The sequence below is a fragment of the Amycolatopsis sp. Hca4 genome, from assembly GCF_013364075.1.
In the GTDB taxonomy this organism is placed as follows: Bacteria; Actinomycetota; Actinomycetes; order Mycobacteriales; family Pseudonocardiaceae; genus Amycolatopsis.
The window spans coordinates 5,977,213-5,992,115 of the sequence record NZ_CP054925.1 but is presented as its reverse complement, the minus strand read 5'-3'; the positions used below and the strand labels follow the sequence as shown (position 1 = coordinate 5,992,115).

18 protein-coding genes are annotated in these 14,903 nt (G+C 71.3%); 10 read left to right on the top strand and 8 right to left on the bottom strand.

Annotation, left to right across the window (positions count from 1 at the left end; translation table 11 throughout):
- Positions 1–6 precede the first annotated feature (6 nt).
- Entirely contained in the window at positions 7–330 is a 324-nt protein-coding gene (locus tag HUT10_RS26600) for a DUF3024 domain-containing protein (protein ID WP_176173700.1), read from the top strand.
- Here HUT10_RS26600 and HUT10_RS26595 read toward each other — a convergent pair.
- On the bottom strand, positions 327–644 hold the full coding sequence (locus HUT10_RS26595; RefSeq protein ID WP_176173699.1) for a nucleotide pyrophosphohydrolase: 318 nt from the start codon (positions 642–644) through the stop codon (positions 327–329). The two genes, HUT10_RS26600 and HUT10_RS26595, sit on opposite strands and share 4 nt — an antisense overlap.
- Before the next feature lie 135 nt (positions 645–779).
- Here HUT10_RS26595 and HUT10_RS26590 point away from each other — a divergent pair, with 135 nt between their 5' ends.
- The 3 genes from HUT10_RS26590 to HUT10_RS26580 all read left to right on the top strand — a co-directional run bounded on the left by HUT10_RS26590 (position 780) and on the right by HUT10_RS26580 (position 4,794).
- Positions 780–1,700, top strand: a complete 921-nt coding sequence (locus HUT10_RS26590) for a nitrate- and nitrite sensing domain-containing protein (protein WP_176173698.1) — start codon at positions 780–782, stop codon at positions 1,698–1,700.
- Positions 1,701–1,788: 88 nt separating this feature from the next.
- The gene (locus tag HUT10_RS26585) at positions 1,789–3,120 is read left to right on the top strand and encodes a hypothetical protein (RefSeq protein ID WP_368660783.1); all 1,332 of its coding nucleotides are present in this window, start codon (positions 1,789–1,791) and stop codon (positions 3,118–3,120) included.
- A gap of 165 nt (positions 3,121–3,285) precedes the next feature.
- Positions 3,286–4,794, top strand: a complete 1,509-nt coding sequence (locus tag HUT10_RS26580; RefSeq protein ID WP_176173697.1) for a hypothetical protein — start codon at positions 3,286–3,288, stop codon at positions 4,792–4,794.
- A 3-nt stretch (positions 4,795–4,797) separates the two neighbouring features.
- Here the strand turns inward: HUT10_RS26580 and HUT10_RS26575 are convergent, their stop codons facing one another.
- From HUT10_RS26575 to HUT10_RS26565, 3 genes are all read right to left on the bottom strand, one after another.
- Positions 4,798–4,944 (bottom strand): hypothetical protein, encoded by a 147-nt coding sequence (locus tag HUT10_RS26575; RefSeq protein ID WP_176169279.1) that lies wholly within the window; start codon positions 4,942–4,944, stop codon positions 4,798–4,800.
- Between the two features lie 228 nt (positions 4,945–5,172).
- Entirely contained in the window at positions 5,173–6,105 is a 933-nt protein-coding gene (gene coaA / locus HUT10_RS26570; RefSeq protein ID WP_176173696.1) for a type I pantothenate kinase, read from the bottom strand.
- A gap of 117 nt (positions 6,106–6,222) precedes the next feature.
- On the bottom strand, positions 6,223–6,843 hold the full coding sequence (locus HUT10_RS26565; RefSeq protein ID WP_176173695.1) for a macro domain-containing protein: 621 nt from the start codon (positions 6,841–6,843) through the stop codon (positions 6,223–6,225).
- A 98-nt stretch (positions 6,844–6,941) separates the two neighbouring features.
- On the opposite strand from HUT10_RS26565, the gene pheA reads away from it, so the two are divergent.
- The 3 genes from pheA (at position 6,942) to HUT10_RS26550 (ending at position 9,216) form a co-directional block, all read left to right on the top strand.
- The gene (gene pheA, locus HUT10_RS26560) at positions 6,942–7,850 is read left to right on the top strand and encodes a prephenate dehydratase (protein WP_176173694.1); all 909 of its coding nucleotides are present in this window, start codon (positions 6,942–6,944) and stop codon (positions 7,848–7,850) included.
- Entirely contained in the window at positions 7,847–8,464 is a 618-nt protein-coding gene (locus HUT10_RS26555; protein WP_176173693.1) for a histidine phosphatase family protein, read from the top strand. The genes pheA and HUT10_RS26555 overlap by 4 nt, the downstream gene beginning before the upstream one ends.
- Before the next feature lie 122 nt (positions 8,465–8,586).
- Positions 8,587–9,216 carry a DUF4232 domain-containing protein gene (locus HUT10_RS26550; RefSeq protein WP_176173692.1) on the top strand — a complete coding sequence of 210 codons (630 nt, stop codon included), beginning with the start codon at positions 8,587–8,589 and terminating at the stop codon, positions 9,214–9,216.
- On the opposite strand, the gene HUT10_RS26545 is transcribed toward HUT10_RS26550, so the two are convergent.
- From HUT10_RS26545 to HUT10_RS26530, 4 genes are all read right to left on the bottom strand, one after another.
- The gene (locus HUT10_RS26545) at positions 9,213–9,683 is read right to left on the bottom strand and encodes a hypothetical protein (RefSeq protein ID WP_176173691.1); all 471 of its coding nucleotides are present in this window, start codon (positions 9,681–9,683) and stop codon (positions 9,213–9,215) included. The genes HUT10_RS26550 and HUT10_RS26545 overlap by 4 nt on opposite strands.
- A gap of 42 nt (positions 9,684–9,725) precedes the next feature.
- The gene (locus tag HUT10_RS26540; protein WP_176173690.1) at positions 9,726–10,991 is read right to left on the bottom strand and encodes an MFS transporter; all 1,266 of its coding nucleotides are present in this window, start codon (positions 10,989–10,991) and stop codon (positions 9,726–9,728) included.
- Positions 10,992–11,157: 166 nt separating this feature from the next.
- On the bottom strand, positions 11,158–11,508 hold the full coding sequence (locus tag HUT10_RS26535; RefSeq protein WP_004558570.1) for a metallopeptidase family protein: 351 nt from the start codon (positions 11,506–11,508) through the stop codon (positions 11,158–11,160).
- On the bottom strand, positions 11,508–12,536 hold the full coding sequence (locus HUT10_RS26530; protein WP_176173689.1) for a septum formation family protein: 1,029 nt from the start codon (positions 12,534–12,536) through the stop codon (positions 11,508–11,510). The genes HUT10_RS26535 and HUT10_RS26530 overlap by 1 nt, the downstream gene beginning before the upstream one ends.
- Positions 12,537–12,630: 94 nt before the next feature.
- Between HUT10_RS26530 and HUT10_RS26525 the strand changes: the two genes are divergently transcribed.
- From HUT10_RS26525 to HUT10_RS26515, 3 genes are read left to right on the top strand one after another with little or no spacing between them, the layout of a single operon-like run.
- Positions 12,631–13,230, top strand: a complete 600-nt coding sequence (locus HUT10_RS26525) for a hypothetical protein (RefSeq protein ID WP_254897042.1) — start codon at positions 12,631–12,633, stop codon at positions 13,228–13,230.
- A complete protein-coding gene (locus tag HUT10_RS26520; RefSeq protein ID WP_176173688.1) occupies positions 13,231–14,397 on the top strand; it encodes a glutathionylspermidine synthase family protein in 1,167 nt (388 codons plus the stop codon). It begins immediately after the preceding gene.
- 45 nt (positions 14,398–14,442) lie between these two features.
- Complete coding sequence (locus HUT10_RS26515) at positions 14,443–14,895, top strand: DUF350 domain-containing protein (RefSeq protein ID WP_176173687.1); 453 nt, start codon at positions 14,443–14,445, stop codon at positions 14,893–14,895.
- The last annotated feature ends 8 nt before the right edge of the window (positions 14,896–14,903 follow it).

Below are 14,903 nucleotides of genomic sequence, written 5' to 3'. Positions count from 1 at the left end.
GGAGTCATGGCAATTCCGGAGCTCGCGCTGCGGCAGATCGAACGGTGGTGCGCGCAGCGCGTCCCCGAGCACCTCCAGGACCGGGTCCGGGTCGAGTGCCGGACCCGCGGCCGCGCCGTCACCATCGTCGAACGCCGCGCGCAGGCCGGGCCCGAGTGGAGCGAGCACGAGATCGCGCAGCTGCGGTTCGACGAGTTCGGCATCTGGTCGGTCTGGTGGACCGACCGGACCGGGCAGTGGCTGAACCACCCGGACGCGCCGGTCGCCAGCACGCCGCCCGCGTTGCTCGCCGAGATCGACCGCAACCCCGGCGGGGTGTTCTGGGGCTAGGACGGCGGCGGGAAGCGGACCTCGTTGCGGTCGATCTTCGCGTGCGCCGCCGCGGCCAGGTCGACGCCGAGGCGGTCGGCCAGCTGCAGCAGGTAGAGCGTGACGTCGGCGATCTCGTCCAGCACCTTCTCCTCGAGCGCCGGGTCCGCGCGCCACGCGTCGGATTCCTCCGGCGTCAGCCACTGGAACAGCGAGGTCAGCTCGCCGACCTCGCCGGAAAGCGCCATCACGAGGTTCTTCGGGGTGTGGTACGGCTCCCAGGCACGGGCCGCCGCGAAGCCGCGCAGCCGCTGGGTCACGTCGTCGAAGGTCACGGGCGCGATTGTGCCTCCATCGTCACAGTGAGCTAACGCCCGTATGGCGGACTGCCGTTGACCGGTGAATCTCTCACTCAATAGGTTGAATCCCGTCGGGATTGTTGCGGGGACCAAGGCTGGGAAGGGAACGTCTTGAAGTACCTGCGATCCGTCCGCGGCCGCATGCTGGGCATCGCGTTCATCCCCGGCGGCGCGCTCGTCGCCGTGGCTGTCGTGATCGCGATTCTCCTGATCCACCAAGCGGTTCGGACGCGGGACGAGGCCGTGGAGACGGCGGCCGCCGCGGACCGGACGGCCCGAGCGGTGGTCGCGCTGCAGGCCGAGCGGAGCGCGGCGATGGCCGCGCCCGACCAGCGCGGTGCCGCGTACGCGAATTACACGCAGCGGATCGAGTCCGCCATCGCCGGCCTGCGCGACTACGCCCGCCACGCCCCGGACGCCGAGTCCGCCTACCAGCAGACCACCGCCGTCGAGCTGCTTTCCGTCGCCGAAGGGATGGATCGCTCCGATTCCCTCGCGCTGGCCGGGCTGGACAACGTGACGCGCGGGTCGTTCACCTCCGCCGTGGCCTCCTACCGCGCCGACCTGGCCCGGGTCGTCCCGCAGCTCACCGAGAGTGGCCGGATGGCGTACGAGTCGCTCACCCGCAGCGCCGAATGGAGCAGGCTCACCGCGGCCGAGAACGCTTTCACCGCCGCCGAACCGCTTCCGCTGCCCGAGTCCACGTGGCGCAGTGCCGCCTACGCCGTGTCCGCCCGGCTCGGCCTGCTGTACACGCAGCAGAGCCAGTACGCCGTGCAACTGACGCTCGACGACGGCCGCCGCACCCTCGCCGGTGCCCTCGCGGCGGGGACGGCGCTCCTGCTCTTCGCCGTCCTCCTGATGGTGGTCGTGCGGCGGCTCGTGGCGCGGGTGCCGGTTCCGGTCGTCCCGATCATGGTGCCGACCGTCCGCCCGGCCATCCCGCGCCCCCGCCACGCACGGTCACCACGGTCCGGTCTGCCGGATCCGTGGCCGCTGAAAGCCGTGTTCGACGACTTGCGGCGTCGGTGAGCCGCTCACTCTCCGTCAACGATTACTCCGAAAAGAGCACGCGGTTGGCCCACACGCGTGCCGGTGACCGTCGGGCAGACTGGTGCGCGTGAGTCCCCACTCGGATCTTCGCCCCTACCTGCGCACTTTGGACGCGGAGACGCTGGCGGACCTGCTGCACGCCCAAGCCGAGCGCGATCCCGAGCTGCGGCACTCGCTCGAACTGCGCGCCGCCACCCAATCCGGTGACGTCAGCGAGGCGCACCGGCTGCTGGACACTGCGGTCACCGACGGGAACGTCGAGTACACCGCGAAGATCGGCGCGGTCCTCGACACGCTGCAGCGGATGCTCGACGCCGGCAGCCGCGCCGACCTGGCCCCGCTGGCCCGGCGCACGGTCGACGACATCAGCGAGGTGCTGGAGCAGTCCGGCGACCACGCCGGCGACCTGGCCGACCGGCTGGACCGCGCCGTGGAGCTGTACGCCCGCGCGTGCGCCGCCCGGCCGCCGGACCCGGAGAAGCTGGCCGACTGGATCCTCGAGGTCGAGTTCGACGGCCCCGGCCGCCCGGTCATCGACCTCGCCGAGTTCGCGACGGCGCTCGGCGAGCCCGGCCTCAAGCGGATCAAGTCCACTGTGGACGACGTGCTGGCCGCGAACGGCCCCGGCCACCGCCGTGACGTGGCCGAACGGCTGCGGGAGCAGCTGGCCGAGGTGCTCGGCGACGTCGACGAGCTGGTGGCGATCCTGTCGGCCAAGCCGCCGCGGGTGGACGTCAGCCTCAAGATCGTCCGGGTGCTGCGCGCGGCCGGGCGGCACAGCGAGGCCATCGCGCACGCCGCCCGCGCGCTCACCCACGACAAGCAGCCGCCGTCGGTGTCGCCCGAGCCGGAAAGCGAAACCTCCCGCCGCCGCAAGGACTTCGACGCCGAGCCGGGCCGCGAGACGTTCGCGGCCCTGCGCGAGGCCGCGACGAAGGACGGGAAGTGGACGGTCCAGCGCCGGGAAGCGCTCGCCCGCCTGCGCGAACGGGCGGCCGAAGGGACCGAGCAGGCCGACGAGCTGGTCCGCGTGCTGCTCGACGACGGCCGTCCGGACGAAGCCTGGCGGGCCTGCGTGCGGTTCGGGGCCTCGCCGGAGCTCAGGCTCGAACTGGCCGAGCAGCGCGCGGCCGAGCACCCGGCCGAGACGATCCCGGTCTTCCGCGAACACGTCGACGAGCTCATCGAGCGCAAGGACCCGCAGGCGTACCAGGAAGCGGCCCGCCGGCTGAAGCTGTTGCGCACCTTGCACAAGCGCGCCGAGACGCCGGACGAATTCACCGCCTACCTGGCCGCGCTGGTGGAAAACCACCGGCGGAAAACCCGGCTCATCACGGAAATCCGGACCGCCAGGATCGCTCTGCCGAAGGCCGTAACCTCCCCGCGCAGCCCTCGTTGAGCCGGGAGAACCGGTGATACACGTGCACCGGGACATCGTGAGCGCGCCAGGCGTCGCGGTGGCCCAGTTCCGCCGCCCCGGCTCGGCGCCTCCCCGCCGGGCCCGCGGCGGGACCCGCGCCAGGGCCACCGCGACCCACTCGCGGTGAAGTGAAAGCATGAGGCCATGAGCCCGGTCAGTCGCGCCCGCAAGAGGCAGCCGCAGCCCGTCACGCACAGCGTGACCGGCCTGTTCAAGGACGTCCTGAACGACTTCTCGGCGCTGGGCGCCGACCCCGCGCCGGTCGACGTCGAACTGCTCGCCTCCGAGGTGCTCGGCCAGTTCCACGACCTGCCCGTCGAGGACGGCGAAGAGCCGCTCGGCCTGGAGCTCATCGGCTTCGCGCAGCGCAAGATCACGCCGGGCGCCGCCGGGCTGCTGGCCGCGCTGAAGGTCGTCGCGGAGACCGACGTCGAGCGCAAGGCCGCCGACGCCGGGCTGCAGGTCGTGCTCGGCCGCGGCATCCCCGAGCCCGCCTTCGCCGCCGGGCTCGGCCAGGTCGTCGCCGGCGAGTGCTGGCGGACCGGTGACATCTACGGCGACGAGTCCTCCCTGCTCTGCGTCTTCTCCCACGGCGACCAGGCGTACGGCCTGCTCGCGCTGCTCGACTACACCGAGGGCGGCCGCGTGCGGGACCTCGTCGTGATCGACCGGCCCGCCGACGTCGTCGCCGAGATGCGGGAGCAGTCCGACGCCGACCCCGAGCTGGTCGTCTTCGAGGCCGTCGACCCGGCCGAGGCCCACCGCCTGATCGCGGACGGCCTCGCCGCCACCGACCACCTCGACGAAGCCGACGTCAGCGAGGACTACGCGCGCTTCCACGCGGTCGCGCTCACCTGGTGCCGCGCGCTGCCGGAGCCCGCGCTCGTGCCCGAGGTGGCCGAGTGGTCCGACGCCGAGCGCGCCGCCGTCGTCGAGCAGTTCGTCACCGCGAGCGGTGAGGACGCCGACGCCGCCCGCGCGATCGGTGGCCTGCTGCTGGAGCACGGCCTGCGCACCGACCCCGGCAACCCGCTGCGCGTCGGGCCGGAGAAGATCGCGCGGTTCCTCGAGGGGCTGCTCGGCGAGGAGTACGAGCTCGACGCCGACTACGAAGACGCCGTCGAACCGGTCGTGCTGGCCTGGGTGCAGTGGACCGGCGAGCGGGCCCACCTGACCGAGACCGCGATCGCCGCGCTCGACGAAGCCGTCCAGGACTACCTGAGCGAGTACGCCGACGATGACGACTCGCCGCTGGAGCGCTACTTCGCCGACACCGCCGACCTGTCGCCGACCGAGCTGGCCGACGCGCTGGAGCGGCGGATGTTCGCCGTGCCGTCGACGACAACGGAGATCGACGAGGAAGAGGTCGACCTCGACCCGACCGACGCCGACCAGCGCCGCGCGCTCGTCATCGCCGAGGCCGACGAAGACGAGGAAGAGCAGCGGCTGATCCTGCGCGCGACCATCGTCGACCAGCTGTGGGACAACGAGCCCGCCGAGGTCTGGCAGGCCGTCGAGCGCCTCCAGGAGGGTGAGCTCGACCGCGACGAGATCTTCGAGCAGCTCATCGACGCACTGGAAAACAGCCTGCTGGACGCGGAAAACCTCGAATACGACGCCGACGCCTACCTCGAGGCGCTGGCCGCGCTCTGACGCTTACGGGAGGGGGCCTGCCGGTTCGGCGGGCTTTCCCTTGCGGCGGCGCTCCTGCAGCCGGTCGTCGAAGTCCACGACGAACGTCCCGGCGGCCATCGCGATCAGCAAGGCCAGACCGAGCACCGCACCGACCCACGTGAGGATCATCGAGAACATCGTGGGCCTCCTCCCCAGCTCAGAGCCGTTTTCCTGACTCCTTCAGGGTCGCTTTCACAACGCACGCCCGGTATCGGCCAACCGGTTACGGCTGAACGGGCCGCCTCGGCCGATCGGCCGGAATCCGGCGCGGAGAGTCGCCGGGGCGCAACGAAACGTGCCTGCGCACTCGCTCAGCGTGCGAATGTGCGGCATGTGGGTGACGAGGTGCGTGACAAGTCAGAGCTTGCGCAGCCGCACGCGGTTGATGGTGTGGTCGCAGTCCTTGCGCAGCACCAGCGTGGCCCGCGGCCGGGTCGGCTTGATGTTCTCCATCAGGTTCGGCTCGTTGATCGAGTGCCACAGGTGCCGCGCCTCGGCGCGGGCCTCGTCGTCGGGCAGGCCGGCGAAGTGGTGGAAATGCGACGCGGGGTCCGCGAACGCCGTGTGCCGCAGCTCCAGGAACCGCTCGATGTACCAGCGCTGGATGTCGTCGGTGTGCGCGTCGACGTAGATCGAGAAGTCGAACAGGTCGGACACCATCAGCCGCGGGCCCGGCTGCAGCACGTTGAGGCCCTCGACGATCAGGATGTCCGGCTGCTGCACGACCTGCTCCTGGCCGGGCAGGATGTCGTAGGCCAGGTGCGAGTACACCGGCGCGGCGACCCGCTCGGCACCCGACTTGACCTCGGTCACGAACCGCAGCAGCGCGCGCCGGTCGTAGCTCTCCGGGAAGCCCTTGCGGTGCATGATCCCGCGCCGCATCAGCTCGGCGCGCGGGTACAGGAAGCCGTCGGTGGTGACCAGGTCGACGCGGGGGTGGTCCGGCCAGCGGGCGAGCAGCGTGCGCAGGATGCGGGCGGTGGTCGACTTGCCGACCGCCACGCTCCCGGCGATGCCGATCACGAACGGGACCTTCGTGCTGCGGGAGTCGTCACCCAGGAACGTCTTGGTCGCTTCGTAGAGCCGCTGGCGCGCGGCGACCTGCAGGTTGATCAGGCGGGACAGCGGCAGGTAGACGTCGGCCACCTCGGCCAGGTCGACCTGCTCACCGAGGCCGCGCAGCCGCAGCAGCTCGGCCGCCGTCAGCGGCAACGGCGTCGAACTTCGCAGTTCTTTCCATTGTTCCCGGTGCAGCTCGACATACGGGCTGAGTTCGCGGACCCGGGTCATCGCACACTCCTCCGGCCGTCGCCTGCACTGGCGGACGCGTTTCACCTGCGTGATTAACGGTAGGGCTTACGGCCGGTGAACGCGCTGTGATGTAGTCCACCCCCCAACCGGGGTTGGTCACCCAGCGTTACGCGATTCGAAGACCTCGGCCCAGGCCGCGGCGACCTGACGGGCGCAGGTTTCCGGGGCGACGCCGCCGACGCCGGTGCCGAGCCCCGGCATCGCGATCGTCTCGACGAGCTCCCGCACCGGTCCCTCGTCGAGCCGGCCGTCGCGCCAGGTCAGGAAGACCGCGCGGGCGGCGAGGTACGGGTGGACGGTGTCGGCGGGCAGCAGCTCGCCGGGCTCCCGCATGGTCGGGGCGCTGATCAGCCAGGCAGGCTCGGCCTCGCCGGTCGGCACCACCACGGCGTCGCCGATCGGCAGCTCGCCGCCGTGGAAGGCCAGCACCGCGCTGCGGACGCTCTGCTCCACACCCGGGAACGCCTGTGCGTAGACGGCGTCGATGCCGCCGCGCATCCAGCCGTAGGAGTTGGCCGGGCTGACCACGGCCTGTGCGACGACGTCGAGCACCGACCCGCGGTGCACCCGGACCCGGCCGGCCAGTTTCCGGGCGGCGGCGGTCCAGGCGTCGGCGAGTGGGTCATCCACGGCGCACAGCACCAGCTCGGGTGCGCGAGGGGTGACCGGCGGCCTGGTGCCCTCACGTCCGGTGTGCGTGCCCGATTCGGCGGTCACGCCCTCAGCATCGCAAAAAATGCCACCCGGCGTAACCGGTTCGCGTACCGGCTGTCCGAGTGAATGTCGCCACGGCCGGCCCCCGTAGCCTGGGTGCTGTGTCACGGATCGCATACTTCGGGCCCCAAGGGACCTTCACCGAACAGGCCGCGCGGCTGCTCGCCGCCGGCGAGGAACTGATCCCCTACGAGACCGTCCGGCTGGCGATGTCGGCGGTCCGCGACGGCGAGGCGGACGCGGCCTGCGTCCCCATCGAGAACTCGGTCGAAGGTGTCGTGCCCGCCACCCTGGACGGGTTCAGCGAGTCGACCCCGCTGGTCGCCGTGGCCGAGACGATCCTGCCGGTCCACTTCAGCGTGCTGACCCGGCCCGGCGGCGGGGAGATCAAGACCGTCGCCAGCCACCCGCACGCGCTGGCCCAGGTCCGCGAGTGGCTCGACGCGAACCTGCCGGGCGCGAACGCGGTGGCGTCGTCGTCGACGTCCGCCGCCGCGGTCGGCGTGCTGGAAGGCGACTTCGACGCGGCGGTCTGCGCGCCGGTCGCGATCGAGCACTACGCCCTCGACGTGCTGGCCACCGAGGTCGGCGACGTCGCCGACGCCGCGACGCGGTTCCTGCTGGTCCGCCGGCCGGGCGAGCTGCCGGAGCCGACGGGCGCCGACCGGACGTCCGTGGTCGCCGCGGCCGCGAACCGCACCGGCACGCTCGCCGAGCTGCTCACCGAGCTGGCCGGCCGGGGCATCAACCTGACCCGGCTCGACGCCCGGCCGACGCGCAACAACTTCGGCGAGTACCGCTTCTTCATCGACTTCGAAGGGCACGTGGCCGAGCCGCGGGTCCTCGACGCGCTGACGGCGTTGCGCCGGCACTGCCGCAACCTGCGCTTCCTCGGCTCGCACCCCCGTGCCGACGGCATCCCCACCACGATCGAGACGGGCTTCGGCAACGACGACTTCGTCGACGCGGCCGCGTGGGCCGACGCGGTCCGCAAGGGGGCCCAGGCGTGAGGCTGCTGCTGATCCGGCACGGGCAGACCGACGGGAACGTCCGCGGCGCGCTGGACACCGCCCTGCCCGGCCCGCCGCTGACCGACCTCGGCCGAAGGCAGGCCGACGACCTCGCGGCCCGGCTGGCGGAGGAGCCGCTGGTCGCCGTTTACGCGTCGCAGGCCACGCGCGCCCAGCAGACCGCGGCGCCGCTGGCCGCGCGGTTCTCGATGGACGTGCAGGTCGTGGACGGCGTCCACGAGGTCGTCGCGGGTGATCTCGAAGGGGCGACCGACCACGCGTCGATCCGGACGTACATGGAGACCGTCCGGCGCTGGACGCTCGGCGAGCTGACGCCTTCGCTGCCCGGCGGCGAGAGCGGCACGAGCGTGCGCACCCGGATGCTGGACGCCGTCGGCCGGCTGCGCGCCAAGCACGAGCAGGCCGATCCGGACGGGGTGGTCGCACTGGTCAGCCACGGCGGTGCGATCCGGCTGGCCGCCGAGTGGCTGGCCCCGAACGTGCACGCGGACGTCGCCAACGCGGCCCTGATCCCGAACACCGGTCTCGTGGAACTGGTCGCCCGGCCGGATGGCCAGTGGCGCTGCCTGACCTGGGTCGACACGCCCCTTTGAGCACCCGAACGTGTGAGATCGTCACGTTTAGAACACGTCTGGTGGGGAATTTACGAAAGCAGCCAACCCGGCCGCGCCCCGGTACGTCTACCCAGTAGCACCACACCAGGGAGGCGAATGACATGAAGCTTTCACGGTTGTTCCCGGTCGTCGCGGCCTCGGCGGGCGTTCTCGCGCTGTCGGCCTGCGGTGGCGGCGGCACCACGAACGCGGCGAGCAGTTCGACGCCGTCCAGCTCGGAGACTGCCACCACGACGGTCACCACCGCCACGTCGAGTCCTTCCGCCTCGACCCCCGCCCCGCCGCCGGCCGCCCAGCCCGCGGACAACGGGCTGTGCAAGGCCGGGGACGTCAAGCTCTCGCTCGGCCAGGGCGACGCGGGGGCCGGCTCGACGTACCGCCCGCTGCTCATCAAGAACGCCAGCGCGAAGCCCTGCACCATCCAGGGGTTCCCCGGCGTGTCCTACGTGGCCGGTTCGGACGGGCACCAGGTCGGCAAGGACGCCTTCCGCGAAGGCACCAAGGGCAACGCGGTGAAGCTGAACCCCGGCCAGACGGCGGCCGCCGACATCCAGTTCGTCAACGTGCAGAACTTCGACCCGGGCACCTGCCAGCCGACGCCGGTCAAGGGCCTGCGCATCTACCTGCCGCAGGAGACCGCGTCGAACTTCGTGCCGAGCGAGGGCACCGGCTGCGCGAGCACGAAGATCCCCGGCAACCAGCTCGCCGTGAAGACCGTCCACCCCGCCTAAATGCGGCCGCAGATCTCCTTCGCCTCGGTGAGGTGGCGCTGCCCGGAGATGTCGTTGAAGTGCAGGCTCAGCACCATCCGGCTGACGCCGTCGATGTGGTCGGCGAGCGGCTGGTAATTGGCGTTGATCTGGGCGGCGGCCGCCGACAGCTCGCGCGCGGCCACCATCCGGTGCAGCCGCTCCCCGCTGAGGGCGGGGGTCAGCTTCGGCTGCGCGTCCCGGCTCGTGTCGGGCAGCTCGCCGACGCGGTCGAGCGCCTGGCACGCCGCGACGGCGTCTTCGAGCGCGCCGGCGTGCACTCCGGACAGTCCCCACAGGAGCCCGAGCACGCTGCCGCCGAGCACGAACCCGGCCACCCCGCACAGCACGAGCAACCGGCGTGACGGCGGGGTGGGCACCGGCTCGGACGAAGACGCGTCGAAGTCGGGATCGGCGTCGGTGCCGGTCCCCGGGTCGACGGTGTGCATGACGGCCTCCTCACCACCACCTGGGTGAGGGGCTATTTCAGCTCACAATCCGGGGTCGTGGTGGGTCAGCGCCGCGGCTGAGTCCGATTCGTCACCGAGGGGGAACCGGCGCAGCGCGACGAAGGCGAACGCGGCGATCACCAGCATCGCCACACCCGAGACGGCGAACGTCCGCGCGGCTGAGCCGAGGCGCTCGGTCAGCACGCCGCCCAGCAGCGCGCCGAGCGGGATCGCGCCCCAGACGACCGTGCGCCACACGCCGAGCACCCGGCCGAGCAGCTCACCCGGCACCAGCGTGTGCCGGGCCGTCGCGAGCACCACGTTCACCGCCACCACCGCCGCCGCGAACAGCCCGAACAGCGCCGCACTCGCGACCGGCGAGCGCACCAGGCCCATCCCGCCGAAGCCCAGCCCGCAGCAGACGATCCCGCCGGCGACGACCGGCAGCCGTCCGGTCGCCCGCACCAGCCGCGGGGCGACGCCCGCGCCGAGCAGCCCGCCGATCCCACCGACGAACGCGAAGAACCCGAAGGTCGCGTCGGACAGGTGGAGGTCCTCGAGCGCGTACAGCACCAGCTGGGCCTGCGCGAGCTCGCTGACCAGGCTGAGCAGCCCCGCGACGACGACCAGCCGCCGCAGCAGCGGGTGCCCGCGCAGCCAGCGCAGGCCGTCGGCGAGCTCGGTGCGGAGCTTCGCCGGCGCGACCGGCGTCTCCGCCTTCGCGTGGTAGGTGCCCGCCAGGCCGAGCAGGACCGCGGCCGCGATCGCGAAGCCGGCGGAGTTGAGGACGAACGGGAAGGCGGCGAAGAGCGCGAACGTCAGGCTGCCGACCGGGCCGCCGAGGAACGTCTGGCCGACGATCTCGCAGGCCTGCAGCTTGCTGTTGGCCGCGTCCAGCGAGCCGTCGCCGACGACCGCCGGGATCAGCGCGTTCGCCGCGCTGTCCGCGATCGTCTCGGCCGTCCCGATGATCAGCGCGGTCAGGTAGACGAGCCAGATCGTCATCCCGCCGGCGGCGACGAGCACGGCCAGCGCGCCGACCGCGACGGCACGGGCGGTGTTCGCGGCGATCATCGCCCGCCGCCGGTCGATCCGGTCGACCAGCGCGCCGGCGACCGCGGCGAACAGCAGCCACGGCAGGAACTGGGTGGCGGACAGCCCGGCGATGAGCACCGGATCACGGGTCAGCGTCGTGGCCAGCAGCGGCAGCGCCACCTTGCCGATGCCGTCCCCCAGGTGGGACGCCGCGCTCGACGTCAGCAGCCAGGTGAGTCTTCGGCCACCGCCGTCGTTCCGGGCTTCGGTCACTGTGCCTCCCCGCACGAATCGACGCCCAACGACTCCGGGTACGAGGATAACCGCGGTGATGGCTGCGCGTGGTCACGTTGTCACCACCAGTGAAACTCGTGACAGTTTACGGCCGGAAGCGCGGAATTCGGTGGACCGTCCGGACTGGACGGGGGATTTCGCCGGGTCAGCCCCAGCCGAGCTCGTGCAACCGGGCGTCGTCGATGCCGAAGTGGTGGCCCAGCTCGTGCACGACGGTGATCAGGACCTCCTCGACGACCTCGTCCTCGTCCTCGCACATGGCCAGGATCGGCTGCCGGTAGATCGAGATCCGGTCCGGCAGCACCCCGCCGTAGGACGACGTCCGCTCGGTCAGCGCGATGCCGTGGTAGAGCCCGAGGATGTCCGGCGCCTCGTCGTTGAACTCCTCGACGAGCACGACGACGTTGTCCATCGCCTTGGCGAACTCGGGCGGCACCTCGTCCAGTGCTTCGGAGACCAGCTCCTCGAACCGCTCGCGGCTCATCTCGACCGGCATCAGCTGCTCGGCTTCGTCGACGGCGCTGCGGAGCTCGGCGTGGCCGGGCCGCCACCGCCGTCCGACGGCGGGCCGCCGTCCTGGGGCTGGCCGCCGTCCGGGCCGGCCGGGGCGGCCTTGATGCTGCCGGTCACCGCCTGCAGGCCGCTCTTGTCGGGCAGCGCCGAGGCCACCTTGCAGTTGACCTTGGTCGACCCGGTGTCCCAGCTCTCCTGCTCCCGCAGGTCCCAGGTCAGGATCAGCTTCTTCGCGTCGAGGTCGGCGCCGCCGGTGTAGTCGGCCGCCGCCTTGTTGCACTCGGTGTCGAGCCAGGCCTTCTGGTCGTCCTGGGAGGGGTAGCCCTCCTTGAACTTCGTCTTGAGGTCGAGGGTGGCGATGATCTCGTAGGAGTGCGGCTTCGTGCAGTCGATCGGGTCGCCGACGCCCTTGCCGAGCAGCGCCAGGCAGCTGCCCGGCTCGAAGACCAGCGACTGGTCCTGGTCCTTCGCCGGCCCGGTGGTCGGCAGCAACTTCCCGCCGGGGCCTGCCCACTGCAGGCCGCACCGCAGCTGGCGGTCACCGTCTTCCCACTGCGACGGGGTGGGGCGGAGCAGGTTGGTGGTGAGCTTGCCGTACGGGTCGAGCTTGTGCCCGAGGTAGGGCTTCACGTCCGCGGTGCACTTCTGCTGCGCGATCTGCTGCCACTGGTCCAGCGACGGGACGGGCGCACCCTCCGGGAACTGCGGGCCGATGTCCACCAGCGCGGTCACCTCGAACAGGTGCGGCTCGGTGCAGGCCACCTTGCGCGCGTCGCTGGCGTCCGGGTTGTCCCAGGTCAGGCAGCTGCCCGGCGGGGAGTGGAACGCCTCCTGGGCGGCCGCGGACAGCTTGCCGGCGCCCCCGCCGGACCCGCCGGTGATGCCGTCGCTCCAGGAGAACACGACGCTGAGGGCGAGCGCGATGAGCGCGCCCGCGAAGATGCCGCCCATCACGACGCGGGTGCGCAGCGTCTGCGTGGCGGTGGGGAACCGATCGGCGCTGGAAGACATCGGACTCCATGATGCCCGCGCCGCGCATGACGTGCGCGATCCGGGTGGTTAGGGTGATGAAGGTTTCGCGGTGGCCGGTGATTACGGAGCGCACATGACGCAGGACAACAATACTGGGGACCAGCCGCCCCCCGAGCCGCCGAAGCGCGGCTCGATGAGGTTTCAGGACTCGAACACCCAGCCTCGTCAGCCCTCGCTGGCCGAGCAGCGGGCCCGCCAGCAGGCGCTGGCCCAGGAGGAACGCGACGACGAACTGGCCCGCCAGGCCGACGCCAAGGCGGCGACCCGGCGCAAGATCCTGATCGGCAGCGGCGTCACGGTCGGGCTCGTCGGCCTGGTCGCGACCTTCTACACGGTCGCGAAGACCGAAAACGTCACGGCGGTCTGCACCGACAAGGACGGCGTCGTCGTGCAGAACGACGACTACTGCGACGACAACTACGTCACCAGCCACGGCGGCTACCACAGCGGTGGCTTCCTGTTCCTGCCGATCCCGGGCGGCGGCTACAACAGCTACCGCTACAACTACGGCGGCACCGGTGTGGCCGGCCAGCGCGTCTCCGGCGGCACGTTCGACGCGCCGTCGTCGCGCACCAACGTCACGACCAAGTCCGGCAAGTCCGTCCAGCGGGGCGGGTTCGGCATCAGCGGCAAGAGCGGCAGCGGCGGCAGCGGCAAGAGCGGGGGATCGTAGGTGTACCGGGACCGGCGTGAGCCGCGGCGCGACTGGCAGCGGATCGTCGAAGAGCAGGGACTCGTCTACGGCACGCCGGCCCGCGACGCCAGCGGCCGGGTGCGGCCGTACTGGGACGAGTCGGTGCACTACGTCTTCGACATGGACGAGGTCCTCTCGCTGGAGGCCGACGTCGAGCTGCTGCACTCGATGTGCCTGGAGGCCGTCGACAACGTCGTGACGACCGAGGGCTACCAGCGCTTCGGCATCCCCGAGTGGGTCTGGCCGCACATCGCCGAGTCGTGGAAGCGGCAGGACCCGCACGTCTACGGCCGGTTCGACCTGCGCTACGACGGCAAGTCGCCGGCGAAGCTGCTCGAGTACAACGCGGACACGCCGACCACGCTGCTGGAGGCGTCGCTGCTGCAGTGGCACTGGAAGACCGACGTCTTCCCGGACGACGACCAGTGGAACTCGATCCACGAGAAGCTGGTCGAGCGGTGGTCGCTGCTGCGCGACAAGCTGCCGTCGAACGAGCTGCACTTCACCTGGTCGGCGGCGGATCCGTCCGGTGAGGACAACGTCACCACGGCGTACCTGCAGGAGACGGCGGCCGAGGCCGGGCTCGACACGGTGGGCCTGGCGATCGAGGAGATCGGCTGGGACCCGGTGCTCAAGCGGTTCGTCGACCTCGAAGAGGCGCAAATGGCGACCGTGCTGAAGCTGTACCCGTGGGAGTGGGTGGTCGACGAGGAGTTCGGCCGCCACGCCGTCGAGTCGCTGCCGCGGACGCTGTGGATCGAGCCGCTGTGGAAGATGATCCTCTCCAACAAGACGCTGCTGGCGATCCTGTGGGAGAACTACCCGGGCCACCCGAACCTGCTGCCCGCGTTCGCCGACGACCCGGGCATCCTCACCGAGTACGTCCGCAAGCCGAAGCTGGGCCGCGAGGGCGCGAACGTCCAGATCGTCGCGACCGGCTACGAGACCCAGACCGACGGCGTCTACGGCGCGGAAGGCTTCGTCTACCAGGCGTTCGACCCGCTGCCCGAGTTCGACGGCTACCGGCCGGCGCTGGGTGCGTGGATCGTCGGCGACAGCTCCGCGGGCCTCGGCATCCGCGAGACCGGCGGCCTGGTGACGGACGACGGTGCGGCATTCGTCCCACACCGCATCCCCGAGTCGTGATACAACACCGCTGCTGATCAGCTCTTTTCTCCCGGGAGACAATTCGTGAACACGACCCTTGCGCTGTCCGACACGTTCGGCTCCGACCTCGTGCGGGGGATCGGCGCGATCCTGCTGTACGGCGTCGTCGGCCTGCTGCTGATGTTCGCCGGCTTCTACGCGATCGACTGGACCACACCGGGCAAGCTGTCGAAGCTGGTGACGCAGGGCCTGCCGAACGCGGTGATCGTGACGGCGTCCGGAATGCTCTCGATGGCGTTCATCGTGGTCGTGGCGATCTTCAACTCGGCGAGCGACCTCACCGAGGGCCTGATCACATCGCTGGTCTACGGCCTGCTCGGGATCGCGGTCCAGGTGATCGCGGTCCGGCTCCTGGAGTGGGCGACCCGCATCGACGTGGCCTCGACGATCGAGAGCGAGAAGTTCGCCCCGGTGAGCATCGTGGTCGCGGCGGCGCACCTCGGCCTGGGTCTCGTGGTGGCGGTCGGCATCTCCTGACGTTCACC